The following is a 26,048-nucleotide window of genomic DNA, read 5'->3' as shown; positions in this document are numbered from 1 at the left end:
AGGGTGAACGTGCGGGAACAAGGGAATGAGGGCTGGGCGCTGGCACTGGCACGCGAGCTCTGCCAGGTGACCTGGTCGAACTTACCTCAGCAGCCCAGGCAGGCGGCGCTGCAGAAGCTTGTCCATGCTATGGGGGTAAGCCTTGCGCACGGTGATCTGCCCGCGTCACGGACCGCCTGGACCGCCTTCGGCGCGAGCCGAGGGGAGAGTATCGGCTTTGGGCAACGGCGGCGGGTCGCCACGGAGGATGCCGCGTTCATCAACGGGACCATCGGTCACGGTAGCCTGCTCGAGGATTGCGGACCGGGCGGGCTGCGCGGAGGCAGCCACCCCGGAACTTTCATCATACCGGCGGCGCTCGCCCTTGCTGAAGAAATCGACGCAGACGGCCCCGCGCTTTTGGAGGCGATCGTCGCGGGCTACGAGACCATGCATCGATTGGGAGCAGCGGCACCTGCGGAGATCGTGCAGCGTCGCTTCCGTCCACTTGGCATCATGGGTACGCTTGGCGCGGCAGCAGCCAGTGTCCGGCTTCTCAACGCCACACCGGAGCAAATGGCAGCCGCTTTGGCCATCGCCGCAACTTTGGCCGGTGGAACCACCCAAGGCATCTTCGAAGGCACGATGGATGCCTATTTCGAGGCGGCTTTCGCTGCGCGCAATGGCATCGCCGCTGCGAGGCTTGGTCTTGCGGGAGCCAGCACGCCCGTGGAGGCGCTTGAGGGGGAGTTCGGCTTCTTCCAGACCTATGGCGGGGTCCAAGGCAATCTCGAGGCCATTACGGCCCGTCAGGACAGCTACGGCATCGAGCATGTCGGTGTAAAGCGCTTCGCGGCGTGCTTGCAGAACCAGCAGACGATCTCCCTGCTTGTGCAAGGACTTGCATCGCCCCTGGCGCTTTCTGATGTGACGAAAGTGATCATCAAGCGCTCGGCCACCGGAACAAATGGGCTGAACAGCCCCGGCGTTTCGCGGCGGGATCCCTTCCCGAATATGCTCGCGGCGCAGATGGCGGCGCGCTTCACCGCAGCCGCTGCCATTCTGGGCCATGAAGTCGACAACCCGGATTTTTTCGCAAGTCACTTCGACGATCCCGAGATCACGGCCCTGACAAAGCGCATCGAGCTGGTCCCGACCACGGATTCCGGTGTACGCATCGAGATCACACTGCGTGACGGTTCAGAACTCGTCCTGGACGGCACGAACGCCGACCTGCTGCACCCGTCCCTTGACGAGGTCATTGCGCGCTTCGATGCGCGGACTTCAAGGGTTCTGGGCGAGCCTGCCGCCGTCGAAATCCGCGATGCCATCCTCTCACTCGCCGACGGCCGCAAAGTGCGGGATGTGACACGGTGCCTCGAGCTGAGCCCAACCGGCGAATGGGCAGTCTGAGCCATGTCGGATCGCCTCTTTCCCATCCGAAGTGCGCTGTTCATGCCCGCCACGAAACTCGCCAGCTTGGCCAAGGTTCTCGCCTCGGACGCCGATCTTGTCGTCGTCGATCTGGAAGACGGTGTTGCACCGGAGGCCCGCGAAAGCGCGCGGAGCGCCGTTGCCCGCCTGCCGGAAGGCGACCGCGAGCGCATCGCCCTGCGCGTGAACCACATCGCGACTGAGGATGGTCTTCGCGACTTCCTGATGCTGCGAAGCTGTTCAACGCCCTGGGCCGCCTTGATGCTCCCGAAAGTCGAGGGGCCGGACGAAGTTACCATTGCCGCGGCCCATCTGTCAGCGACCGCGAGCGCGATCCCACCGATCATTGCCCTGGTTGAAACCGCGCTCGGGCTGGAAAGGGCGGTGCAGACGGCGGCCCACGCGGCCGTTGAATGTCTTGCCCTGGGCGGCGCTGATCTCGCGGCGAACCTTGGTGTCGAATTGGCCTGGGAACCGCTCGTCATGGCGCGTTCGCGTCTCGTTCAAGCCGCGGCAATCGGCTGCTGTCCGGCGTGGGACGTACCGTGCCTTTCGCTCAGCGACGACGCAGCACTGGCGGCGGAAACGGCAGCCGCGTCCCGGCTCGGGATGTCAGGCAAACTTGCCATCCATCCCAAACAAGTCGGCGTGATCAATCAGACCCTGACGCCGTCGGCCGAAGCAATCAGCACGGCCAAGCGGATCCTCACCGCGTTCGCTGCGGCAGGTAACGGGGCGTGCAGCCTCGACGGCCGTCTCATCGATCGGCCCATCGCTTTGGCGGCGAGACGGACCCTCGCACGGGCAACCGGGCATGAATTCGGAGCGATGGCATGAGCTGCTACGGATATCTGCGTGTCGGGCCTCATCGCTATCGTGAACGTTTTGGGCTGAGCTACGAAGATCTGTCGCCGGGCATGCGCATTCGTCACCGCCCGGCCATCGACGTGACGCAGCGAGACAACCAACTGGATTCCGTTGACCTCATCAACAATGCGCATCTGCATTATGACAGCCAATACGCCGCCCGGACCGAATGGGGAACGCCCCTGACCGTCAGCACCATGACTGTCCAGCGCTTCATGGGCATGATCTCTCGCAGTTGGTATCGCAGGCGTCGCATTCTCCGGATCGATAACCTGGCGTTGACCGCTCCGGTCCGCGGGGATGACACCTTGCGCTCGGAATCGGAAGTCATCGGCGTGACCGATCTGGGCGATCGAGATGTCGGCCAGGTGCAACTGCGCATCAACGGGATCAACCGCTCCGGTGCCATCGTTGCCCGGATCGACTGTCATATCGAGCTCTATCGCGCCGGCCGACATCCTGAGGATCAGCACGGTCTGCCCGTTTGCACCGATGAGCGCTTCTGCCTTTACCACAAGGACGTCGACGGCGTGCGAACCGAACAGACGGGGCTCTGGTACGAGGATCTGGCTCTCGACGAAACCTACGAGCATTGGCCTCCACGCAGCCTCATGGCCTACGAAAGCAGGCAGGCTGCCCTGCGGTCCCTGGAGATCAATCCGCGCTGGCAGGACGCCGACTATCGGGAGCGAACCGGAATAGCCGACGAGATCTGGGAGCCTTTCGTACTTGGTGCCGTGACCGCCTTGACCACGCGTACATTCGGCCGGGTTGTCGCCAATCTCGGGTGGACAGACATCGAGCTGCCAGCGCCTGTTGCACCGGATGAAACGATAAGGGCTGAATCGACGGTTGTCGGCCTCCGTGCGTCCCGGTCGCGACCGGACCAAGGTATCGCAACGGTCGATACGCAGGCCTATAGCGGTGACCGGCTTGTTTGCAGCTACAGGCGCAATCTGCTGCTTTATCGCCGCGGACAAGGGCCCTATGCCGCGGCGGGATACTGAGAGGACCTTCAAAGATGACCGTATCCTTCAAGGACCGGGTAGCGATCGTGACCGGGGCTGGCCGCGGTATCGGGCGCGACTATGCGCTGGGCTTGGCCGCCCGTGGCGCGCGGGTGGTGGTGAATGACGTCGGTGCCGGCGAGACGAGCGGCAGTTTTCGGGCCGACGAGGTTGTCGCCGAAATTGTCGCTCGGGGGGGTGAAGCGATTGCCTCGCACCATGATCTCACGCACAAGTCTGCAGGCTCGGACATATGTGCCCTAGCCCTGGGGCATTTCGGACGGATTGACGTGCTGATCAACAATGCAGGTGTGCTCCGCCGCGGCATGTTCGGTGAGCTTGACCTGGATCTGGCCCGATGGACGATCGATGTCCACCTGACCGCCGTGTTCGGCGTGACTCAACCTATCTGGCGCGAGATGGCAAAAGCCGGCTACGGACGCATCGTCTTGACCTCATCCGCCGCGAATTTCGGCATGGAAGGCAACAGTGCCTACAGCGCAGCGAAGGCCGCGATGCTGGGTCTGGTCCCGTGCCTGGCGATGGAAGGCGAGCCCCTCGGCATCAAGGTCAACGGCATCTTACCCTTCGCCGTCTCACCGATGGCGCTTGAGAATCCCGCACTCGCGATCCCGGCTAGAGATGCAGCGGCAAATGTCCGATATCAGCGGGATATCCATCACCGCTCGCCACCCGAAACGGTCTCCGCCGCAACCTTGTACCTGGCGAGCGAAGCGTGCGCGATTACGGGCGAGCTTATCTCCGCGGTTGGAGGCCGCTTTGCACGGGTCCGCCGCAGCCTCAATCAGGGATGGCTCGCCTCCGACGTCGGCGGAATCAGCCCCGATGACGTCAGCGCCCATATCGATGAGATCATGGCTGAGAACGGCGAGGACCCCATGCATGCGATGACGGACGAATTTCGCGCTGTCCGCAATCGGGTTTTCGCCCTCGAGGGAAAAGATATCGACGGTTGAGATCCCAACAGCGGAAAGGGCGGGCCTACGCCCGCCCATCGGCTTTTGACACGGCGATCAATCCGTCAGAATGCGTTCAGCCATCACGATCGGCATCACCGCAGTGGTGCCGCCATCCACCGGTAGCGTGTGTCCCGTGATATAAGCGGCTTCATCGCTCACGAGGAAAAGGACGGCATAGGCCACGTCCCACCCGGTTCCCTCGGTGCCGAGAAGACTTGCCCTGGCACGCTTTCTACGGATTGCGTCGGTTCCCGCCCCGTTCCAGCCTTTGAAATTCAGGCCCATTGGAATGGCCACATGCCCGGGTGCTACGTTGTTCACCCGGATACCGTGGGGGCCGTATTCGTATGCCTGCGCCTTGGTCATCGCGACCATGCCGCCCTTTGACGCGGAATAGGCGATGCCGCCGCCTGCGGCGAGCGCGGCGATCGAGGATATATGGACAATGGAGCCACGCCCCTGTGCTTTCATAGGGTCGAGTACCGCGTCTGACATCAGCTTGGCGCCCTTCAAGTTGATGTCGATAATGCGGTCCCACAGTTCCTCGGTATTCGCTTGTTCCCCTGGTGCGATCGCGGCGTTGTTTACAAGAATATCGATCGCCCCGAACGCGGATTGAGCCGTCTCGATCATACGACGACAATGATCTGCTCTGGTTATGTCGCCAATGGCGACGACCGCCTCACCGCCGAGAGCTCTTACGGCACTCAGCGTATGCTCGGCACGCGCCTGATCAATGTCGACCAGCACGAGCTTGGCACCTTTGGCGGCGAAGAGGACGGCGATATTCGCCCCGGTTCCGCCCATCGTCCCTGCAGAGCCGGCCCCTGTAACGACAGCGACCTTGCCCCTCAGCCGTCCATCGCGGCTGATCTCGGGAACTTCCAAACGCACTTCGTTCATGGTGCAACCTCGCCACCCAAAATCCATGCCATATCGGCCGGTAGCCGGAGTCAGTGAGCCTCCAACGGGAGGTCTACAAGGCTTCGCAGCGTATTGATCCGTCGATAGGCCGGCTCACTCTCACCAGCAAAGGTCAGTTGATCGACTTGACGGATCACGGCACGCAGCAGCGCCTCGGCCTCATAGCGAGCCACCAGCAAACCGATGCACTTGTGAGCGCCATGACCGAACGCGAGATGCTCCGTGACCGCTGCGCGCGATGGATCGTAACGATCAGCCTGTGGCCATTTCCGCGGATCGCGGTTAGCTGCTTCCATGAAGATGGCGATCTTCCGGTCACCCTCAAGCCGAGCCCCTGCAAACTCACAGCCTTCAGGGACCGTGACACGGTGCGAAACCCGGAAAGGTGAGACATGACGCAGCGCCTCGTCGAAGGCGTTGAGCACTTTGTCGGGATTATCCTTCATATAGGCCCACGCCGCCGGGTCGCGGGATAGCGCGAGCAGCGCACCGCTGATCCCGGCAATCGTGGTATCAAACCCACCGCGGAACAGGACCCGAACGAAACCAAAGGCGGTCCCCGGTTCAAAGACGCCGGCTTCCTCTTCCTCGTAGAGTCGCGCACCCATCCCGCCAGGCTGCATGTTCTCCTTTCGGAAGGAACGTTCGAAGTCCGGCAAATGCGGTGACACCCGTTCCAGCGCTTCTTTGTAGAACTGGTTCATGGGGCCATTTGCATTGAAATTCAGATCCCCGAACAACAGCACTGTCTCTGGATTGATCCGAATTCCAACGGTCTCAGGGAATACATCCAGGATAAACGGCTCGACCAGATCATGGAGACCATCGAACCGGCCTTTCTTGACCATTTGGGCCACGATGGCATCCGCTTTTTCCTCAAACCGCGCGCGATAGCTGCGCATCAGCGTAGGCGACAGGATTTTCATCATGTTGCCCCGGACGCGCCGGTGCACTGCCGGCTCCACCTCCATCAACGGGTTCTTGTCGCGAAGCGACTCTGGCTTGCGAATATCGGTCAACCCCACGCCAGCGGTGCAGAGAAACCGGCTGTCATCGGAGAACGCGGTCTGCGCCTCGTCGAAACGGCCCGTCGCATAACACTGATAGCGAGACAACCACACGACCGGCCCCGCTTCGCGCAGCGCCTCGTCAAACCCATAGGGATTATCGATCGTCTCCGGCGCATAGGGATCAAGATTGAGGACCGGAATAGAGGAAGAGCCGGCCTGCATGGCTCGCCCATCACCTTGTGTCGTTGCTTCAGCCATGGCTTTTTGACCTCCCAACAGCTGTGATCTCGTCGCAAAAGTCACGGGCCCGGAACGCGCAGAATGAGACCGTTGAGCTCCGGAACTGCCTTGATCTGGCACGACAAGCGCGAGCTCGGCTCAGCCGGCGCCTCCGTGAATTCCAGCATCTCCCCTTCGGTCGCGCTCGGCATCGGCAACGGTATGGGCGCGCTCTCGACGACAACGTGACATGTCGCGCAGGCTAGAGCGCCGCCACAATCGCCGATAACGCCTGGAACATTGTGCGCAACGGCCGCTTCCATAAGGCTGTGCCCTAGGGGAACCTCTGCCGTGACGGAGGCGCCATCCGCGCAAAGCCAAGTTACCGTAATTGTTTGCTTCATCGTAAACTTCTCGCCGCGCCAAGATATTCAAGGCTGAACAGGACTATTTGCGATCAGGATCAACGGGTACCTCACCACGATGAGGCTGATTACTATAGGCAGCGCCCTGCAGCGCCAGTCCCATCGCCAGGCCGTCCTCGATCGCCTGGCGCAGTGGCCGGATCAGGGCGGTGCGCGTGTTGCGCGCCACAACCGAGGGCTTGCTCGCGATGCGATGCGCGTGTTCGAAGGCACGCTCCAGGATACTCTCGGCGGGGACGATTTCCGCAATCATCCCCACAGAGCGTGCTTCTTCAGCACCGATAAAGCTCTCTCCGAACAGCAGCGAGCGGCTGCGATTGGGCCCAAGCAGGGCAGACCAGATGATATGCGTACCGTCTCCAGGCACAACGTTTCGCGGCAGATGCGCGGAGTCGCCGAAGATGGCGTCCGGCGTCGCCAGGACAATATCGCTCATCAAGGGGATTTCGGCATGGATGGTGCAGCGCCCGCGAACGGCGGCAATGACCGGAATCTCCAAATCGAGCATTGCGCGGAAGTAGCGCTTCGCCTCCCACGTCATCTCGTCCCAGGCGATCCCCCGGAAACTGGCAAGGTCAATCCCTTCGACCCAGTTCGGCCCGGCGGAACTGAGAACCAGAACCCGATTTTCCCTGTCGTCATCCAGGTCGCGCATGACCGCAACGAGTTCGCGATGCGCGCGGGCGGACCATATCCACGGTCCGCCGTTCGTATTGAACCGAAGGTGAGCCACGCCATTGTCGCGGCTCAGTTCGAATTCCGGATAGTGTCCGGAGTATTCCGAAAAATTGCGCATCACGGGCTCATGTGAATAACAAAGAATGCGTTCTGCTCTGAACGGCTTTCTTTACTTGGCATTTACAAATTTTCCGTCTTTCACCTTCATGATGGCGGCCTCGTATTCAGGCAGCCGGTCCTTGATGCTCATAACACCTGTTCCACCAAGAATATTTGGAAAGTTGTCGACGTTCCGGATCGCGTCAAGCAACGTCTCCCGGGTTGCCGAGCTTCCCGCCTGCTTCAGGCCGTAAGCCAGGAGCATGACCTGGGTGTAACCGACCGCCGACCAGTTCTCGGGTGGGACACCGAATTTTTTGGTGTAAGCTGCGCTGAAGGCCTTGCCCGCGTCATTGACACCCGGCGGAACGAAATCAGCGACGACGACGACATTCTCAACGGCCTTTCCGCCAACCTTCATGAGCTGCTCGTTGGCGAAACCGGCGCCGGCGAAGATCTGCGTAGCGGGGTCCATCCCCGCCTGCAAGGCCTGAATGATGATATTGGCGCCAATGGGAGCGGTGGTCGAGATGTTCAAGCAGTCCGGCTGAAGCGACACGATCTTCGTCGCGAGCGCCGAGAAGTCGGTGTCCTGCAGCGAAACAGCCTCCTGGCCGATGAACTTGACGCCGCGCTCCTCTGCATAGGCGCGGAACGTCTTATATTGGGCGATAAAACCGGGGTTGTCGTTCGCATAGATGATGAGGCAGGTCTTAGGCTTCGCAACATCGACGACATAGCGCGCCAAGGACAGGGTGTGGCTGTCATCGGATGATGTGATCTTTACCGAATAGGGTCCCGGGGTCAGAAGGTCGGGCGAATAGACCATGCCCATTAGGGGCAGTTTCAATTCATTCGCAATAGGTGCGATTGAATGCGAAACGTAGCCGGTTGCCGTGCCGATAACGGCAATGCTGCCGGCTGCATTGGCCTTGCTCATCAAGAGCGCGGCTTGCCCCCTGTCGCTGGCGTTGTCCTCCTGCACCAGTTTGATCGTATTGTCGCCCAGATAACGCGACGCATTGATCTCATCGACGGCGATCTCCATCCCGCGCGCCAGCGGAATACCCTGCGAGGCGAGATTACCCGTTTTTTCAGTGATGGATGTTATAAGAAATTCACGGGCCTGCGCGGTGCCCGCGAGCGCTGCGAACGCCGCAAATGCGAGAATACCAGCTCCGAGTTTCATTGGTCGTCCTCCCGATTTTTTTAAACGCGATCCTTGAGATCATCGATTGCGAACAAGATATCGCTTCCACTTCGGTCATGCCGCCGCAACAGCACCGCCCAGATAGTGTTCGATAAGGCGTGCATCATTGATCAGTTCACGGCTGCTGCCCTCCTGAACGATGCGGCCCTGCTCCATGACATAGGCGCGTTGCGCCACCTCCAGTGCGCGATGGACGTTCTGCTCGATCAGCAGGATCGCGAGACCCGAGGCGTGAAGCTTGCTGAGGGCAGTGAAGACCAGGTCGGCCATCAATGGAGAGAGCCCAAGGCTTGGCTCGTCCAGCAGCAGCACCTTGGGGGCGCCCATCAGGGCGCGCGCAATCGCCAGCATCTGCTGCTCACCACCTGACATCGTGCCGGCAACCTGCTGCATCCGCTCCCTCAAGCGCGGAAACAAATCAAGAATGCCATCCAGATCATGTGCGGGCGTTCGTCCGTTGCGCGTGAGCGATCCGAGCAGGATGTTCTCACGCACGGTAAGGTTGCCCATGATCATGCGCCCTTCCGGCACCTGCAGCAGCCCCCTCCGGGCAATCTGGTACGCGGGCAACCCGGCCACCATCTTGCCATCGAGCAGCACTTTGCCAGAGACCGGGCGTACAAGACCGGACACAGTATTGAGGAGCGTCGACTTTCCCGCACCGTTGGCCCCGATCACCGCGGCGAACTCGCCGGGGCCCAGCTCTATGCTAACGCCGCGAAGCGCCTTGATCCCGTCATAGGCAGCGACGAGATTTTCAACCCTTAGCATAGCGGTCTCCGAGGTAGGCGGCGATGACGTTGGGATCCTTCAATACTTCGCCGGGCGGACCAGCTGCGATCATCTTGCCGGATGCCATCGCATAGATGCGCGTGCACATCCGCGTCACGAAGCGAACATTGTGCTCGATCATCAGAAGGCCGATCCCGGACGCAGCCAGTTCCTCATAGAGGTCGCCCAATTCGTCGGCCTCCACATCATTCATTCCCGCGACAGGTTCGTCCAGGAGCAGGATACGGGGCTGCGCCGCCACGGCTCTCGCCATTTCGACACGCCGTTGATGGCCATAAGCCAAACTACCCGCCGCCGCGTCGGCAAACCGCTCAATGCGAAAACGCTTGAGAATCTCCATGCCGCGTTGCCGAAGCGCGCGTGTCTCGCGGAGCGAGGACGGCAAACCGAGAAGACCCGCCACAACAGAGGAACGCTCGTGGCGATGAAAGCCGATGATGACGTTATCGAGCACGCTCGCCTCGGGCAGAAGACGGATGTTCTGGAAGGTGCGCGACACTCCGCGACGGGCGATCACATCCGGCTCTGCCGTGGTGAGCTCGACGTCATCCAGAAAGACACGGCCCGAGCTGATCCGGAGGGTGCCGGTGATCAGGTTGATGATGGTAGTCTTGCCGGCACCGTTCGGGCCGATCAATCCGGTGATCGATCCCTGCGGTGCGACAAGGTCGATGTTCGAGACCGCATGAAGGCCGCCGAACGACTTCGAAACCGCGTCAAGACGGAGTTCGGACACTGTGACCTCCTTCCGGTTGGGCATGGCTCAAGCGCCTCATGCGAAGCCGCGCGATCAGGGTGTCGGCGAGGCCCAGCGGCAAGTATGTGGAGATAAGAATCATCGTGGCCCCGGTCAGGATCGGGCGCCATTCGGCCATGAAACGCGACAGCTCCGGCAGCAGGGTCAGCACCGCCACGCCCACAACGGGGCCCAGGACCGACCGTCGGCCACCGACCACGATATAGCCCAGGACCATGATGACGAAGGCGAAGGAAAAGGTCGTCGGCGCGATCGAGTAAGTGTTGAGGGCCTGCAAGCCCCCGAACGCGCCCGCGATGCAGCCAGAGATCAGGAAGGCGAGCGTCTGATACTTGCGGATTGAAATACCGAGGACCGCGGCCACGGTCTCATCCTGGTGGATCGCATCAAAAGCGCGGCCAACGCCGGACTGCTTCACGGAATGAAGAATGTATGCCGTGACAAGAACAGCGACAGCGAGTGTCCCCGTGCCGACGGATTTCGGTATATTGTTGATCCCGAGCCCTCCGCCGGTAATCGGCTCCGCGAAGAGGGTTACCGCGATGACGATCTGCACGAAGGCTAGCGTGGCGATCGCTTGGTAGATGCCGCGAAGACGCGCCAGGGGCTGGGCCAGGAGAAAACCCGTCAGGGCGCCGAAGAGGCACGCCGCCGCCATCGCGAACAGCGGATGCCACTCCAGCCTGGTGACCAAGATCGCCGCACAATAAGATCCGATAGCGGCAAATCCGGCTGTCGCGACGGAGAAAACGCCGGCCCGCAGCACCACCTGCTGGCTGAACGCAAAGCCTACGGCGAGCAGAACAGTATCAAGCAGGGGAATATATTGACCGAGGAAGCTCATGCGTTTCGTCCCACGACGCTGATATTGGCCGCATTTCCCATGAGCCCTGCCGGCCGAACCAACAGCATTCCAAAGAGTAAGGCATAGAGGATGATGTCGGCCGATCCCGGCGGGAGGTACGCGACGCAGAGAGTCTGTGCGACACCGAAGAACAGCGCTGCCAGAACGCACCCCGGCACGCTTCCCAATCCCCCGAGAACGATGATGACGAAGGTCTTGAGCATATAGCTCTCACCCATATGCGCATTGATCGAATTGAACGAAAGCGCGATCAGCACACCGGCGATGCCGGCCATGATGCCGGAAATGAAAAAAGTTTGCGCATAGACCGCATTCGGATTGATCCCCAGCAGCAGGGACGCCCTGTCGCTCGAGGCGACCGCGCGCAGCCGCAGACCCGCCGATGTCCGATAGAGGTAGAACACGAGAAACGACAGCATGCAGGCCACACTCAAGACGATGATGATCTGCAGGAGCGATATCCGCAGCCCGAACAGGAGGAAGAACTGATTTGGGAAAGTCCCGAAGGGGAAGCGGACAGTCTGTGCAGCCGTCAGCTTGTGAGCCAGACTGACGAGCACGATGTCTGCACCGAGGGTCGTCACGAGCGCCGCGAACTCCATGACATGCGGAGAAAACCGTCGCAGTCGTCGCAAGGCCACGAACTCCACGACCATCGAGATGCCGCCCGCGACAACGGTGGCCACTGCCGCCGCAATGACGAACGGCGTGCCAATCATAACGAGATAATAGGAGAGAAGCGCTGCCGACATGAAGACTGCGCCATGGGCGAGATTAAGCACGCGATTGACGCTGAACACGAGCGTGAAGCCGAGCGCAAACAGCGCGTATACCGAACCCGTGATCAGGCCATTAAGGATTTGCTGTGCGATCATCCAGGCAACGATCCTCCCAACACACGTCTCGCTCGGATCCCCGGGCGCACTCCGGCCCCCAAAAATCCACATCGTCAGATCTCCGGGAGCCTCGCCGGAGTCCGAATTATTATCGTTTTAGAAATAACAGATTGCCGAATTTTTCAAGATAATTTTTCATAGATATTATTTCTTGATCCGCGCCAGCCCGCGTTCGGTCACCGGGCCCATCTGCCCCGGGACGGTGGATAGCCGCCGCCTGAAGGCGGCGCATTGACACCTTTCGCGTCCCTCAGTCAGCCCGATCGCGGCGACACGCGCTTCAGACAGACTGCCTCTTTGTCCTGGGAGAGATCGCCGAATGCGATCGGGCGCTCAGACGCTCCCCGAGTCGCTGGGGCGCTTCCCGAAGCACGTATGCGCGGAACATGTCGGCTGTGATCGACAGAGCGCTTTCGTTCGCAATCATTTGCACATCAAGGGTCACGCTCGGCTTGACCGGCCGGCTCACGAGCGGATTCCCTGAGACATCCAGAGGGGCAAACGGATTGACCAGACCGACACCCATCCCATAGGCGACAAATGAACAGACAGCGTGGTGGGACGTCGCCTCGATATGCAAGTTGCGGTCGATTCCGGCGCGGTCGAACAGCCCGTCGATCAGGAAGCGGAGCGCCGTGCCGCGAGGGAAGCTCACAAATGGAACCCCGACGAAATCCTTGAGCTCAAGGATCGATTTGCGCGCGAGCGGATGATCTGCCGGCATGACACAGTGGGCATCCGCCGACCCCAGGACGACCGATGTGAGGTCCGATTTCGCCACAGGCTGTATGACGAATCCTGCGTCGGCGCGGCCCGACGCAACCCAATCAATGACCTGCTCATGGGCTTGGATGTGATAGCTGATCGAGACGCCGGGGTGCTCCCGCTTGAAGTCCGATAGCATCTGCGGCAGGAAGCCGGACGCATGCGAATTCGTCGCCGCTACAGTCAAGCGGCCGACCTGGGTGTTGTTGATGGCACCGATGTAATGGCCGAGCTCTTCAAGCCCGTTAAACAGCTTGTCAACCTGTTCAAAGAGCAGCAGCGCGTCCGGCGTAGGTTCCGCGCTGGTGCGAGACCGGCGAAAAAGCCGGAAACCAACCTGGTCCTGGAAATCCGAGATCAGGCGGCTGACGGCCGGCTGCGAAATTCCCAAGAACTCAGCCGCTCTCGTCATGCTCCGGAGCGTCACAACCGCGCGGAAAGCCTCGACCTGCCTGACATGCAGCTTTGTCATAACATTTTGCCCATAAATATTGACGCCCTCTCGGCTACGATGTTATCATTCCCGATAAGTGAATGCCCTGCTTTTCAATTCAACAAGATGGCCCGACTTCGGAGTTCCGCTGCACTGAATATACATCGTAATGGCTTAGCTTCAATGTTTTGATGTGAGTTCTAAGATGATTTTCACGCTGGAGGATAGCAAGCAGGGACAATTGGTCGCTTTATATTAATAATTGGAACGATGAGATCGACCGATCTTCTTCGCTGTTTTCGCTGCTTCTACTCTGACCGCTCCACGCAAGAGGCAGAATACTCGCGGCCCGTGTCGGGTCTCGGTCAAGTCATGGCTGCGAAGTCCCGCTTAGCGTCCGTTTCGCGCAGGCCGCCCGACCGATCCGTAGCCGCATGAGGAAACGAACGTCGAGAGCTCTCACATCAATGGCGCGGCCATTGCAACGTCCGCTTTCACCTGGTTTTTGACCCGACCAAATAGGTCATTGCGCATGAGCGAGGCCACATCCCCGGGGGCGGCCCGCAGCGTCCTGCCATGTTCCCCCGCCATCAACGAAGACAACATCCATGCGCTTCAAGCACAAGACGGTCGTCGTGACCGGGGCCGCTCGCGGGATCGGCAAGGCCATCGCGCTGCAATTTGCGTCGGAAGGCGCCGTCATCCTGGCTGTGGATCTGCCGTCTGGCGAGTTTCGCGCCGCCGATGCCGATCTTCGCGCGCTCGCCCCCGAGAGCCGAAGCCTTGATCTTGATCTGCGCGATCCGGCCGCGATCGTGGAATTCTTCAACCGGGTCGAGGCGGATTATGGAGGCGTTCAGGTTCTTGTGAACAACGCCGCAGTTTCCCGCCAGGTTTCCTTCGCAAATCTTACGCCGGACGCGATTGACGAGATCACGATGGTCAACTTCCGCGGCACGCTACTGATGATGCAGCATGCCGGGCGGCTCATGCGGACAGCGCGAAGCGGGCGGATCGTGAACATTTCCTCGATCGCAGGCAAAGGATTTCGACAGACCTCGAACATTGCCTATGCTGGCACGAAGGGCGCCATTATTGCCATGACAAGAATTGCCGCCTCCGAGCTCGGACAGTTCGGTATCACGGTGAATTGTGTGTGCCCTGGAATCACAGAGACGCCGATGATGCGAGAATGGCTTGAGCGGCAGTCACGCGACGCAGGAACTTCGAAATCTCAAACGTTGCGCAAGCTGGTTGGAACCAGTGCGCTTGCCCGAGCGACCGCTCCGTCCGATATAGCGCTTGCGGTCGCATTCCTTGCATCAGATGAGGCCTGTAACATTACAGGGCAATCCTTAAATATTGATTCGGGCACCGTTTGGGACTAATCAAATCATCTCAAGAGCGCGGCTCCTTGCCTGTTGCAATAGTGCATTTTGCGACAAACACACTGACGCGAGTGCCCCACCCTTGGGTCGTCAAGGGCATGGATGAATTTTGCAACGAGGGGTTGAGATAGACACTCGCGAGCTATTCGCGAAATTTTCCGGGATCGGCAGTCACGTCGACACCGTATCGTTCTGCTTCGGCTGTTGGGGGAGTTGCGCAAGTACGACCTGATGACCGCCTCAGGGGCTGAGAAGGCTGTTGTCAGCCGGGCTAGGGTGATTGCGAGGAAACGGGCTGGCTTGCGGGCAAAGCAGGGGCAGGATCAGCTTATTGGCTATCTCTTGCTAAAGGCCTGTCCTAATACAATCTCTGTGGACAGAGCGATCGTCTTAGCTTTGCGTCTACGTGGCCGTGAATAGTAAATTCTATTTACAAAAAATGCAAAGCGAGCATTGGCCGCCTGCATGTGCTAATCGGGTCGCGACCTGTACGACGGCAGACTCGCCAGCAGGCCACATAGTCGATCTACACGTCGAAGGCGTGCAGCTGCCTTCCATGGATATCGTGCCTGCACCAAGGCCCCCACTTCTCGTCCCAGGTTTGGTGGTCCGAGATACCCATCCCGTCATGGACGAGCATCGGGCAGTTGACAAATGCTGCATCCTCGCTAGCTTCATTTGTAATTACAAATGGAGATGGGGACACCCTCATGGCACTTCAATTCGTAAAGGCCCTTATGGCGGTGGCCTTCATCGCGTCATTGTCAACCGCGCAAGCCCAAGCGCCGCGCAAGCTCGTCATCGCGAACGAGGGCGGCTTCCCGCCATACAACATGACCGCCGCCGACGGCACGGTTCAGGGCTTCGACGTCGATATCGGCAATGCGATCTGCAAGCTGATCAAAGCCCAATGCAGCTTCGTCACGAATGAATGGAGCGGCATCATCCCCGCCCTTCTCGCGAAGAAGTTCGACGTCATCCTCGGCGCCATGGGAATCACCGAAGAGCGCAAGAAGCGGGTCATTTTCAGCGACCCCTACGGCATCACCTATTCGGAATACGGGGTCGTCGCAGGCAAGGAGTTCCCAATAACCCCGCAAACGATGGCGACCAAGATCATCGGCATTCAGCAGGGCACAACCAACGCCGCCTATATCGAGAAGACGTATCCGGGCGCCCAGATCAGGCGCTATCCGTCGATCGACGCGCTGATTTCCGATCTCAAGGCCGGCCGTGTCGATATTGTCCTGGGGCTGGAAGAAAAATTCGCAAAAGAAGGCGACGGCCCCAAACTCGTCACCATCGGAGAGGGCGTTCAGGTCTCCGAAGGGATCGGCATCGCCTTCCGCCCTCAGGACACCGCTCTGCGAGACGAATTCAACGCGGCCCTGAAGACATTGCGAGCCAATGGCACCTGGGCCGAGCTTCAGAAGAAATGGGGCCCGAAAATCAAATGAGACTCGGCGTAAACGCTGATCGCTGATTTCGGGAAGATCGAGACATCCGTCGAACCGCCGATGAAAAACAACAAGCGCCGGCGCTGCTGTCGCGCGGGCGACGGCAACGCTTCGCGGCGCTGCCGCCTACCTCGCGCGGTGTCTCGACGGAATGATGCCGAGCAAGGCGAGCGCGCCGATATCGCTCGCCTCCGCCTCTGGAGCGGTAATCGGCTTCTTCATAGATTAATAAACAGGTGTCGGGAATGCTGAATTACCTCGAGCAAGGATGGGGACATCAGTTCGTCAAAGCGTTTGGAATGAGCTTTTCCATCGCAATCATCAGCTTCGTCTTAAGTATCATCATTGGGATCGGCGCCACGCTCCTAGCGTCGTCGCGCATCAGGTTCGCCGCTGCTATCGTCAAATTCTACACATATCTGTTCAGGAGCCTGCCCGGCATTCTTCTGCTTCTGTTGATCTTCTATACCGCCGACAGCCTGATCCAGTCCTTGGTGAAATTTCTGACGGGAACGTCCGACGCGAGTGTGAGCCCGGTCGTTCCGGCAGTGCTTTCGACATCGATCGTGCTCGGTGCCTATGCCACCGAATTGTTCAAGGCCGGCTGGGCCGATATCTCGGCCGGGCAACATGAGGCGGGCCGCGCTCTCGGATTCACCCGCTTTCAGTCGCTCGCGCTGATCATCCTGCCGCAGATCTACAGAAAGGTGCTGCCGCATCTCGGGTCGCTTTGGCTGATCAGCATGAAGGAAACCGCGTTGCTCAGCATTATCGGCATTCCCGATATCGTACGCATCGCCTCTCTCGGCGCGCGTTCGACTGGCGCCCCGTTCACCTTCTATGGCATCGCGATCGCGATCTTCATCGCCTTCGCCTTCGCGTCTTCAAGAGTCTTCTCCTATCTCGAAGGTCGCTCCCGCCGATCGATGGGGGCGATCTGATGGAACTTATGATCGCCTATACTCGGGAGATCCTCGGCGGCCTGTCCACGACCCTGAGCCTGTTTCTGGTTTCCCTCGTGATTGGCTTCATCCTCGCTGCAGCGATGGCGTTCATCCAGATCCGCTTTCCTGGACACATCTCGAAGAGCGTGTGGAATTTGATGTTCTGCATCCGCGGCGTGCCGATGCTGCTGGTGCTTTACATCATCTACTACGGCTTGCCGCTGCTGCCGATTGTCCGCGAGACCTTCCTGTGGGCTGTGTTCTCCAGCCCGTTCTGGTGCACGATCATCTGCCTGGCCATCGTCGAGATGGCTTTCACGTCCGAGATCATGCGCGGCGCCTATTTCCAGACACCCAAGGAACAGATCGAAGCCGCGCGATCGCTCGGATTGAATGGTTTCCAGACCTTCAGGGCAGCGATCTTCCCGGCGATGATCCGGAACGGTTTCGCTGCCTACACGACCGAAGTGATCCTGCTTTGCAAGAGCACGGCTCTTGCCTTCACGGTCACCGTCATGGACGTGATGGGTTTTGCCAACGAGATCAGGTCACGAACGCTCGACATCTACGAGCCACTTCTCATCGCCGGCTTCATCTATCTCTGCATCACGATCACCACGCGCCTCGCCCTCAGCTGGATCTTCTCATTGATCTCGGTCGCGGGAAGCGCCCGTGCGGAGGCGCTGTAGTGACGGCGCCAGATAATGGTTCATTGAAAAAGGACACACCCATGCCCGACAGCCCGGTCGCGAGATCTGTCGAGATTGAAAAGATGAGCAAGTGGTTCGGGGATTTCCAGGTCCTGAGCGACATCGATCTAAGCGTGAAACAGGGCGAACGCATCGTCGTGTGCGGCCCTTCCGGCTCGGGCAAGTCGACGATGATCCGCTGCATCAATGGCCTGGAAGCATTTCAGAACGGCAAGATCACTGTGAATGGCGTCGAACTCGCACAGAAGTCACGGGTCCTTGAGGCAGTCCGTAAGAACGTCGGCATGGTGTTCCAGCAGTTCAACCTGTTCCCGCATCTCACGGTTCTGCAGAACTGCACCCTGGCGCTGACATGGGTTCACAAGACGCCGCGCGCAGAGGCCGAACGGATCGCCCGCCGCTATCTGGAAAAAGTCAGGATTCCGGAACAGGCGGGCAAATACCCGGGCCAGCTCTCCGGCGGCCAGCAGCAGCGCGTCGCCATTGCTCGCTCTCTCTGTCTGCGCCCGAGCGTCATGCTGTTCGACGAGCCGACCTCCTCGCTGGATCCTGAGATGGTCAAGGAGGTGCTCGATACGATGGCCGACCTGGCGCAGGACGGCATGACCATCATCTGCGTGACGCACGAGATGGGCTTTGCGCGCCGGATTGCCGACCGCGTCATCTTCATGGACCAGGGGCGGATCATCGAAGAAGCGCCGCCGTCCATCTTCTTCGAAAACCCGCGGGAAGCGCGGACCAGGCGGTTCCTGGAGCAGGTCCTGCATTAGCGACCAGCCGCTCCGATCATCCGATCGGCGTCACCCCATCCGCGCTGCGGATGTGTCCGAACTTCGAAATGCCAGGGAGCGCCCAGGTCAACCTGGAGCGAGCCCGGCGAGTTGGAAGACAACGCAATTATGACTTTCGATATCCAAACGCCATCGCTGGCGACGGCCCAGCGTTCACTTGGCCCTGGAAACCCCACCTATCCGCTTCTGCCGGCACAGCTCTCAGGTTGCCCGAAGACCTCAAGCGAGACCATGCAGTTTCCGCTTGAGGTCGCCTATGACTACGCGTCCGCCACCGACGTTTCTTTCGCGCGGGGAACGCATTGGCAGGATTGGCAGGCAATTCTTCCTCCGCGCCACCCTCGTGCCACCATGCCTGTCGGCGGCACGCCGCTGGTCGACGTCTCCAGCGTGGCGCCTCCGCGCTTCCGTGAGCAAAAGGTCTTCATCAAGGACGAGAGCCGTAATCCGACCTGGAGCCACAAGGACCGGCTGAATACCTTCACGATCAGCGCGGCCCTGTATGAGGGCGCAACCACGATCATCGTCGCCTCCTCTGGAAATCATGGAATCTCCGCGGCAGCGATGGCGAGCCGCGCCGGGCTGGACTGCATCGTCCTGACCATGCCCGAGGTCAGCCCGGTCGTTCGCGACATGATCCTCGGCTATGGAGCCTATCCGGTCTTTCTACCGGCCGATGCGCGCTGGCCCGCGATGCGCGCGTTGAAAGAACTCCCCGGAACCTATCCGGTCAGCAATCTCACGCCGGTCCATACCGGCCACCCATGGGGGCCGGAGGGCTACAAGACCATGGCGTACGAAATCCTCGCCGATCTCGACGGCGCGACACCCGCCGCAGTCGTCGTGCCGACAGGCTATGGCGAGATGCTCTATGGAATCTACAAAGGCTTCAACGAGGCTAGGCTGCTTGGGCGCATCGACCGGATCCCCCAGCTCGTCTCGGTCGAGCCCGCCGCGCGCGGCCCGCTCCATCATGCCCTGAGGGCCAACACGCCGGCCACGACAGTCGAGGCCGGTCCGACGATCCAGTCGGGAACCGCCGTCACCGTCAACGGCTATCGCGCGGTGATTGCGATCCGAGACAGCAATGGCATCCCCCTGCTGGTAACGGACGATGCGGCGCGGGCCGCGCACGCCGTCCTCGCCCGGCAGGGACTTTGGCAGGAATATTCGTCAAGCGCGGCATTCGCGGCGCTGGATGACATCATGGCTTTCGATGCAGATGGCCCCGTCGTCGTGATCGGCTGTTCGACGGGGCTGAAGGAACCCGCCGAACCGAGGCCGGCGGCGGCTACGAAGCCCGATCTCGCCTCCCTGCGCCACTATCTGAAAACGGAATTCGGCTTCGACATCTAGCCGGGGCGCGGGCGTCGGCAGCGCTCGGGCCGGTATCGGCCGGCGGGCATGAGCCATCCCGGATAAAACGGAAAGAGGAACAGGAAAATGCCTGACGTCGAAGACGTGCTCAAGGAAGTCGACCGCAATATGCCGACAACAATCGAGAAGCTGCTCGATCTGATTTCGATCCCTTCGATCTCCAGCGACCCGATCGGAAAACCGGGTATCGAGCAGGCCGCCCGATGGCTGCAGGACGAACTCTCGGCGATAGGCTTCGAGGCGCGGATTGTCACAACCCCAGGCCATCCGCTGATACTGGCACATGCCGGCGGCACGACCATGGCCGATACAGCGGGCTTGCTCTTCTACGGCCATTACGACGTGCAGCCCGTCGGCGTGGCCGAGGATTGGACGCATGATCCGTTCGGTCCGCAGATCCTCGAGGAAGATGGGCGTCATCGCTTCTATGGCCGGGGAGCCTCCGACAGCAAAAGTCAGCTCTGGACATTCATCGAGGGCCTTCGGGCCTGGAAGGCTGTTCACGGCGGCTTTCCAGCCAGGATTATCGTGCTGCTCGAAGGCGAGGAGGAATCCGGATCCCAGAATCTGCCCGCGTTCATCGAGGCCTGCCGCGAGGAGCTCGCCTGTGACATCGCCTTCATCTGCGACAGCGACATGTGGCTGCCACACCAGCCGGCGCTCACCATTCAGCTCAAAGGCCTCGTCCATGAGAAGCTGACAGTCTTCGCGTCAAATGGAGACCTCCATTCCGGCGCCTTCGGTGCGGTCGCCGCCAATCCCATCCGGATCTTGAGCGGGATCCTCGCCGCCATCCACGATGAAGACGGACGCATCGCTATCGAGGGGTTCTACGACGGCGTCGATCCGATACCGAGCCATGCGCGCGAGCAATGGGCCGCATTGTCGCGGCAGGCCGATCCCCTCGAAAAAATCGATCTGAGGGGCGGCGTCATCGAAGCGGGCCATTCGCCGCTCGAAGCGATCTGGGGCCGTCCGACTGTCGACATGAACGGCATCACAAGCGGCAATCAGGGGCCTGGCGAACGCTCGGTCATTCCCGGCTACGCGACGGCACGCCTCTCGTTCCGTCTCGTGGAAGGACAGGATCCCGAAAAGATCCGCGAATGCTTCCGGCGATTCGTGCGCTCCCGCTTGCCGGAGGGCTGCTCGGCGGAGTTCGAGGGAGCGAACGGCAGCTCGGCTGTGACCATGCCTCGCGACAATCCCTTCGTGAAGGCGGCGGCCCGCGGACTGGAGAAGGAATGGGGCGTCCCGACCGTTCTCAAGGGTAGCGGCGGCTCTATCCCGCTGGCCCAGCAGCTCAAGGATACGGTCGGGCTCGACTGCATCGCGATCGGCTTCATTCTCCCGGACGACGCGATCCATGGCCCCGACGAGCGCTACGACACCGAGCGTCTCCACAAGGGCATACGAAGCTGGGTGCGGATCTTGGACGAGGTCCAGCACATGAAGCGGTGATCTTTTGCTCGAATTGCACCGTGAGCCCAGTGGCAGGGGCTTCCCTGCGCTAACAGCATCCGCCGTCAAGGCGGACAAGCACCTCGGAAACCATGCCCACTCCGCCCTCCAGTATCCGTTCAGTTCCCTTTTGCCGGCTATGGGCAGGAAACGCTGGCTCCGGCATCGCGACCTGGGCGCTACCTTTCGTTTTGGGGTTCATGGTTTCAAGCGGCAAACTCAGCGCGCTTGAACTGGGCATTTTCCTGGCGCTTCGCTCCGCCGGCTTCCTGGCGGCTGTTCCGATCGGCGGGGTGATGGCGGACCGAACGGGCAGCAGGCGTATAATCATGATCGCTAGCCTGGCCGCGGCATGCGGGACGCTGCTACTCTTTCTCGGCATCTTCACGAAGCTGCCCTTTGGTTTGAGCCTCGCCACTCTGGGCGCCATCCTGTCCGGGATGGGGCAAGGTGCCTGCAGGCCAGCCTACCAATCGATCGTGCCATCCGTCGTGCCCCGCGACGCGCTCCAGCCTGCGAACGCGGCACTCAGCCTCTCCGTTCGCGCGACAGTTCTCGTCGGCCCGGCGACTGCGACCTTGATCGCCTCCAGTTGGGGCCCGGGGACCGCAATCCTCGTCATCGCGTGTTTCTGGATTGCCAGTGCGCTGGTCCCTTCCTGGCCTCGCGAGGCTGTAGCAGATGTTGGATCAGGCGCTCGCCGTGTTCCACGCCTTGGTCGTTTCGTTCACGACCTAGTCGACGGATACCGCGAGGCGCGGCGGCATCCCTGGTTCTTTGCCGCGCTGGTGGCCCTGTCGACGGTAATTGCGACCGGATATTCGGTGACCGCCGTACTCGTGCCGCTGATCAGTCGCACCATCCATGGCAACGCCAGCCTGCTCACGGGCAGTGTCACCGCCTATATGACGGGCGCTCTTCTGGGCGCGATCGCCGCATCGCGATGGCGGCCGGTAAAACGCGGCTGGTGGGCGCTTCTGGGCCTCGGCGCTTATGGTCTCGTGCCTCTCAGTCTCTTAGTGCCTGAACACTTTTGGATCCCGATCGCGGCCTATTTTCTGGCGGGCCTCGGGATGGAGCTGTTCAACATCGTCTGGTTCACGGCCATCCAGGACGAGGTCGCGCGGACCAAATTGGCCCGCGTCTCGGCGCTCGACTTTATCGTTTCCTATGGTCTCGCTCCCCTGGGCCTTTTAGCCATAGCACCTGTCACCGGTGTTCTCGGTATCACGACCGTGCTTATCGCTACCGCCGTCGTCTGCTTCGGAGCTGCATTGGCCGCAACAGCTATCCCGACGACCTCGGAATTCAGAACGGGCAGCCCGTGACAGAAGAAAGGCCGATCGGACGCACGACCGGCGCGCGAAATCTGGATTCTATTCGAGCTCTTGCTGTGAGAGGAGCACACTTTGGTTAGCCCCGTCTGGACCACCATCGATTTCCATAAATGCGGCGTGCAGAGTGACTATGCACGCGTTCCCTACTCTTCAGACACTTCCGCCTATGGCTGGATTCCGGTGCCGATGATTTGCTTCAATGGCGGCGACGGCCCAACGGCCCTTCTGACGGCCGGTACGCATGGCGACGAATACGAGGGGCAAATCGCCTTGCGCAGGATCGCCCGCGCTCTCTGCCAGACTGAAGTCAAAGGCCGCATCATCATCCTGCCGGAGCTGAACCGCCCGGCCGTTATCGCTGGGCGTCGGAACTCTCCGCTCGACGGCGGCAACCTGAACCGCCTGTTCCCGGGCAGTGCGGTTAGCGGGCCTACAGCTATGATCGCGGAGTATGTGACGGAGGTGCTCTTTCCGCTCGCCGACTACGTCCTCGACCTGCATTCGGGGGGCAGTTCGCTGGACTACATGCAGGTTGCCTACGCGCATCGCGGCCATACGCCCGAACAGGACCACCGCATCGGCGATCTGCTCGATTGCTTCGCCGCCCCGAATAGCATCTTAACCGATGGCCGCGGCGGAGGCGGCGCAACCACGCTTTATGCCGCAGCGGTGGCGCATGGGGTGGCAGCACTGACGACCGAACTGGGCGGCGGACAAGGCTTATCGCAAGCTGGCGTCAGACTTGCGGAGGACGGCGTTCGACGCGTCCTGCATCACTTTGGCATCGTTCCTGATCTCGTCGCTCCCGCGTCCGGGCCAACGCGCAAACTCAAGATCCTGCCACCGGAAACCGCGATCTACGCGCCCGCCGATGGCCTTTTTGAACCTCTCGTCGAGGTCGGAGCGCCCGCGCGAGCAGGCCAGGCCGCCGGCTATCTTCACCTGCTGAGCCAGCCGCTGGCCGACCCGATCGAATTGCGGTTCAAGGCGGATGGGATTGTGATCTATCGACGCTATCCGACTCTGACAACGCTCGGGGATGCACTCTACGGGCTGGCCGCCGAAAGCGAACGTTGACTGGGTCCATGCAGTTAGGACAGCACGAAGAGCTCGCGTGACAAGGTCGTGATCGGTTCGAAGCCATCGGCCGTAACGCGGATTGTGTCCTCGACCATCATCCCATCGAGGCCGAGCTTATAGTAAGGTGTCTCAAGACAGAGGCACATCCCTTCGAGTAACACCGTGGTGTCGGTGGCATTGACAGTTGGGGAATCATAGGATCGCAAGCCGATTCCATGTCCACAATGCTGGCGCTTGTAATGCGGCAGACCGTTCGATCGGACAGCTTTCATCGCGACATCGAATAGGACATTTGCGGGCACACCTGCGCGGACTGTCGCGAGCTGCTCCTCCAGCCCCGCCAGCAAGGCAGCATAAGTCGTCTTTTGTCGTGTATCGGGTTCCCCAAAAAGGAAGGTCCGCGCCATGTCGGACCAGTAGCCATCCACCGTGCAGCCAGCATCGATCCTGATCGTCTCGCCTTTCGCGATCACCCGCCGCGTTGAATAGGTATCGGCCAGCGCCGATCGAGGTCCGGATGTCACTGAAACGAACCGGGGGATGCCGCCGCCAGCGACCATCCCTTCCGTAATCATGGCAGCGAGATCGATCTCGGTCATACCGGGATGGGCCTGCTTGATGATCCTACGAAAGCCATCCTCGACCAACCTGGTCGCCTCACGCAGGCGCGCTATTTCGCCAGGGCTCTTGGTTGCACGCGCTGCGCCGAGGCAACGAGTGACGTCCGCAATGCGGTGCTCGCCCAGAATCTCGCGGCACAGATCCCAAAGGAGATCGTCATTCGTGCGATCCACCCCGATCAGACCGTCAGTTGGCCGAACAGCGTTAATCGCCTCCTTGAAGGCCGCCGTAAAATCGCTTCTTGCAGGCTTGAGAAAATCTTTTGACCAATCCTCGACCGTCTCGAAATAAAACTCGCCATAGCGGTGGATCTGGCCTGCTTTCCTCAGGAATTCGGAGGCGGGGCCGGCATCTGCGGCGCTCACGACAAGCGAAGTCCGATCGCGGGACACCAGCGCCGCGGAGCGATAAGACGGCGCCAAGTCATGGGCCATGCTCACATAGCCGGAGAGATAGGCCTTGTTAGCTGTATCCGAGGAAACGACCAGGGCTATATCGTCGGACACTTCACGAAAGAACTTCTCCTGAAGCTCACCCGCCAATTGCCGCATGGTCGGGCGCTCGCCTTTCCAGCTCATCATGCCGGTCCTGACCTTGGGGTGTATACGTATAGATGCGACGGGGCTGAGGATATTGGCGCGATTTGGTGGTGGGGCCTCGCGATGGCGGCGACAAGCTCACCTGACCCATTCGCTTTCGCAGAATAGCCAGGCTGCAATACGTCCGCGCCGCCTCTACGGTCTGGTGAGAAAGCTTTCCCCCACATGCGTCAGCCCAATTTCGAAAGAGGTTCGAGCGGGTTGAATTCGCCGACAAACTCGTTGCGATGACCGGGGAAGGACAACTTCACCCATGTCACCGCTTCTGTGTGCGCCCAGGTTTTGCGCTCGGAGATCAAAACCGGCTCATTGGCAGCCAGACCAAGCGCCTGTGCGATCCGGCGCTCGGCCATAGCAGCGCGAATCGTGTTGACAAGCCGCGTGCAGGGCAGCCGAGCCAACAGCCATTCGTTCGGCAGAACATTGTCGAACGGCTCGAACTCGACCTCCGGAATCGCAGAGATTCGAATCAACCGCTCTTCATAGACTTCGCTGGCGCCATTGGCCTTGTGAACCAGCTCCAGTCGGAGCAAGCGCTCGCTCCGGGGTGCATCCGACCAGACATAGGCATTGTCGCCATTAATGAGGTCGCGTTTTAGAAGCTGGAAGCTATATGCCTTGCCCGTACTTTCGATCTTGTCGCGGATGTCGATGATGCCAATAACGGCGTGGTTGTCCGTCCGCTCACTGACAAAGGTTCCGTGGCGTCGGCGGCGTATGATGACTTTCGCGTTCGCGAGGTTGTTCAGGACCTTGTTCAAAGGTGCGCGGGACACACCCAGAAAAACCGCCAGTTCCTCCTCTGGTGGAATCCGATAGCCGGGTGGCCACGCGCCGGTCTGAATCTTACCCCTAATGGCCCGTTCGATCTGCTGATGCCTCGGGCCGATGCCATCCAGCGTGAGGTCCAGCGAAGGCTGCTCTTTTCCGTTTCCGATCATGA

General features: G+C 60.5%; 25 protein-coding genes. 13 read left to right on the top strand and 12 right to left on the bottom strand.

Annotated elements, in window-relative coordinates; genetic code table 11:
* Window positions 1-9: 9 nt before the first annotated feature.
* Genes C7450_RS10800 through C7450_RS10785 form a run of 4 tightly spaced genes read left to right on the top strand, consistent with a single transcriptional unit; the run spans window position 10 to window position 4,264 of the window.
* Window positions 10-1,392 (top strand): MmgE/PrpD family protein, encoded by a 1,383-nt coding sequence (locus C7450_RS10800; protein ID WP_170147190.1) that lies wholly within the window; start codon window positions 10-12, stop codon window positions 1,390-1,392.
* Window positions 1,393-1,395: 3 nt separating this feature from the next.
* On the top strand, window positions 1,396-2,250 hold the full coding sequence (locus C7450_RS10795) for an HpcH/HpaI aldolase/citrate lyase family protein (protein WP_110374457.1): 855 nt from the start codon (window positions 1,396-1,398) through the stop codon (window positions 2,248-2,250).
* Window positions 2,247-3,287 carry a hypothetical protein gene (locus tag C7450_RS10790; RefSeq protein WP_110374456.1) on the top strand — a complete coding sequence of 347 codons (1,041 nt, stop codon included), beginning with the start codon at window positions 2,247-2,249 and terminating at the stop codon, window positions 3,285-3,287. The genes C7450_RS10795 and C7450_RS10790 overlap by 4 nt, the downstream gene beginning before the upstream one ends.
* A gap of 14 nt (window positions 3,288-3,301) precedes the next feature.
* On the top strand, window positions 3,302-4,264 hold the full coding sequence (locus C7450_RS10785) for an SDR family NAD(P)-dependent oxidoreductase (RefSeq protein WP_110374455.1): 963 nt from the start codon (window positions 3,302-3,304) through the stop codon (window positions 4,262-4,264).
* 57 nt (window positions 4,265-4,321) lie between these two features.
* Here C7450_RS10785 and C7450_RS10780 read toward each other — a convergent pair whose 3' ends face one another.
* The 10 genes from C7450_RS10780 to C7450_RS10735 form a co-directional block, all read right to left on the bottom strand.
* On the bottom strand, window positions 4,322-5,170 hold the full coding sequence (locus tag C7450_RS10780; RefSeq protein ID WP_110374454.1) for an SDR family NAD(P)-dependent oxidoreductase: 849 nt from the start codon (window positions 5,168-5,170) through the stop codon (window positions 4,322-4,324).
* 50 nt (window positions 5,171-5,220) lie between these two features.
* On the bottom strand, window positions 5,221-6,459 hold the full coding sequence (locus C7450_RS10775; RefSeq protein WP_110374453.1) for a cytochrome P450: 1,239 nt from the start codon (window positions 6,457-6,459) through the stop codon (window positions 5,221-5,223).
* A gap of 41 nt (window positions 6,460-6,500) precedes the next feature.
* Complete coding sequence (locus C7450_RS10770) at window positions 6,501-6,743, bottom strand: 2Fe-2S iron-sulfur cluster-binding protein (RefSeq protein ID WP_245449643.1); 243 nt, start codon at window positions 6,741-6,743, stop codon at window positions 6,501-6,503.
* Between the two features lie 124 nt (window positions 6,744-6,867).
* On the bottom strand, window positions 6,868-7,641 hold the full coding sequence (locus tag C7450_RS10765) for an enoyl-CoA hydratase/isomerase family protein (protein ID WP_110374451.1): 774 nt from the start codon (window positions 7,639-7,641) through the stop codon (window positions 6,868-6,870).
* 51 nt (window positions 7,642-7,692) lie between these two features.
* Entirely contained in the window at window positions 7,693-8,811 is a 1,119-nt protein-coding gene (locus C7450_RS10760) for an ABC transporter substrate-binding protein (protein ID WP_110374450.1), read from the bottom strand.
* 75 nt (window positions 8,812-8,886) lie between these two features.
* Window positions 8,887-9,603: an ABC transporter ATP-binding protein gene (locus tag C7450_RS10755; protein WP_110374712.1), complete on the bottom strand. Its 717-nt coding sequence runs from the start codon at window positions 9,601-9,603 to the stop codon at window positions 8,887-8,889.
* Window positions 9,590-10,360, bottom strand: a complete 771-nt coding sequence (locus C7450_RS10750; protein ID WP_210206421.1) for an ABC transporter ATP-binding protein — start codon at window positions 10,358-10,360, stop codon at window positions 9,590-9,592. The genes C7450_RS10755 and C7450_RS10750 overlap by 14 nt, the downstream gene beginning before the upstream one ends.
* Complete coding sequence (locus C7450_RS10745) at window positions 10,341-11,225, bottom strand: branched-chain amino acid ABC transporter permease (RefSeq protein WP_110374448.1); 885 nt, start codon at window positions 11,223-11,225, stop codon at window positions 10,341-10,343. Before C7450_RS10745 ends, C7450_RS10750 begins: the two co-directional genes overlap by 20 nt.
* Window positions 11,222-12,121 (bottom strand): branched-chain amino acid ABC transporter permease, encoded by a 900-nt coding sequence (locus tag C7450_RS10740; RefSeq protein WP_110374447.1) that lies wholly within the window; start codon window positions 12,119-12,121, stop codon window positions 11,222-11,224. Before C7450_RS10740 ends, C7450_RS10745 begins: the two co-directional genes overlap by 4 nt.
* A gap of 301 nt (window positions 12,122-12,422) precedes the next feature.
* Complete coding sequence (locus C7450_RS10735) at window positions 12,423-13,379, bottom strand: LysR substrate-binding domain-containing protein (protein WP_110374446.1); 957 nt, start codon at window positions 13,377-13,379, stop codon at window positions 12,423-12,425.
* A 569-nt stretch (window positions 13,380-13,948) separates the two neighbouring features.
* Here C7450_RS10735 and C7450_RS10730 point away from each other — a divergent pair.
* The 9 genes from C7450_RS10730 to C7450_RS10690 all read left to right on the top strand — a co-directional run bounded on the left by C7450_RS10730 (window position 13,949) and on the right by C7450_RS10690 (window position 23,882).
* Complete coding sequence (locus C7450_RS10730; RefSeq protein WP_110374445.1) at window positions 13,949-14,728, top strand: SDR family NAD(P)-dependent oxidoreductase; 780 nt, start codon at window positions 13,949-13,951, stop codon at window positions 14,726-14,728.
* 710 nt (window positions 14,729-15,438) lie between these two features.
* Window positions 15,439-16,185 carry a transporter substrate-binding domain-containing protein gene (locus C7450_RS10725; protein WP_110374444.1) on the top strand — a complete coding sequence of 249 codons (747 nt, stop codon included), beginning with the start codon at window positions 15,439-15,441 and terminating at the stop codon, window positions 16,183-16,185.
* Window positions 16,186-16,484: 299 nt separating this feature from the next.
* Window positions 16,485-17,126 (top strand): ABC transporter permease subunit, encoded by a 642-nt coding sequence (locus C7450_RS10720; protein WP_170147188.1) that lies wholly within the window; start codon window positions 16,485-16,487, stop codon window positions 17,124-17,126.
* Window positions 17,126-17,818, top strand: a complete 693-nt coding sequence (locus C7450_RS10715) for an ABC transporter permease subunit (protein ID WP_110374442.1) — start codon at window positions 17,126-17,128, stop codon at window positions 17,816-17,818. Before C7450_RS10720 ends, C7450_RS10715 begins: the two co-directional genes overlap by 1 nt.
* Before the next feature lie 41 nt (window positions 17,819-17,859).
* Window positions 17,860-18,609, top strand: a complete 750-nt coding sequence (locus C7450_RS10710) for an amino acid ABC transporter ATP-binding protein (protein ID WP_110374441.1) — start codon at window positions 17,860-17,862, stop codon at window positions 18,607-18,609.
* A gap of 129 nt (window positions 18,610-18,738) precedes the next feature.
* Window positions 18,739-19,986, top strand: coding sequence for a threonine synthase (locus tag C7450_RS10705; protein WP_110374440.1), 1,248 nt, complete (start codon window positions 18,739-18,741; stop codon window positions 19,984-19,986).
* An 87-nt stretch (window positions 19,987-20,073) separates the two neighbouring features.
* Window positions 20,074-21,468, top strand: a complete 1,395-nt coding sequence (locus C7450_RS10700; protein ID WP_110374439.1) for a M20/M25/M40 family metallo-hydrolase — start codon at window positions 20,074-20,076, stop codon at window positions 21,466-21,468.
* 92 nt (window positions 21,469-21,560) lie between these two features.
* A complete protein-coding gene (locus C7450_RS10695; protein ID WP_110374438.1) occupies window positions 21,561-22,796 on the top strand; it encodes an MFS transporter in 1,236 nt (411 codons plus the stop codon).
* A gap of 81 nt (window positions 22,797-22,877) precedes the next feature.
* Window positions 22,878-23,882, top strand: coding sequence for a succinylglutamate desuccinylase/aspartoacylase family protein (locus C7450_RS10690; protein ID WP_110374437.1), 1,005 nt, complete (start codon window positions 22,878-22,880; stop codon window positions 23,880-23,882).
* Window positions 23,883-23,896: 14 nt separating this feature from the next.
* Here the strand turns inward: C7450_RS10690 and C7450_RS10685 are convergent, their stop codons facing one another.
* Both C7450_RS10685 and C7450_RS34490 read right to left on the bottom strand, forming a co-directional pair.
* On the bottom strand, window positions 23,897-25,087 hold the full coding sequence (locus tag C7450_RS10685) for a M24 family metallopeptidase (protein ID WP_110374436.1): 1,191 nt from the start codon (window positions 25,085-25,087) through the stop codon (window positions 23,897-23,899).
* A 188-nt stretch (window positions 25,088-25,275) separates the two neighbouring features.
* Complete coding sequence (locus C7450_RS34490; protein WP_245449641.1) at window positions 25,276-26,046, bottom strand: GntR family transcriptional regulator; 771 nt, start codon at window positions 26,044-26,046, stop codon at window positions 25,276-25,278.
* Window positions 26,047-26,048: the final 2 nt, after the last annotated feature.

Origin of the sequence: Chelatococcus asaccharovorans (assembly GCF_003201475.1) — a bacterium.
Classification (GTDB): domain Bacteria; phylum Pseudomonadota; class Alphaproteobacteria; order Rhizobiales; family Beijerinckiaceae; genus Chelatococcus; species Chelatococcus asaccharovorans.
This window is presented reverse-complemented; position numbering and strand designations above follow the sequence as displayed.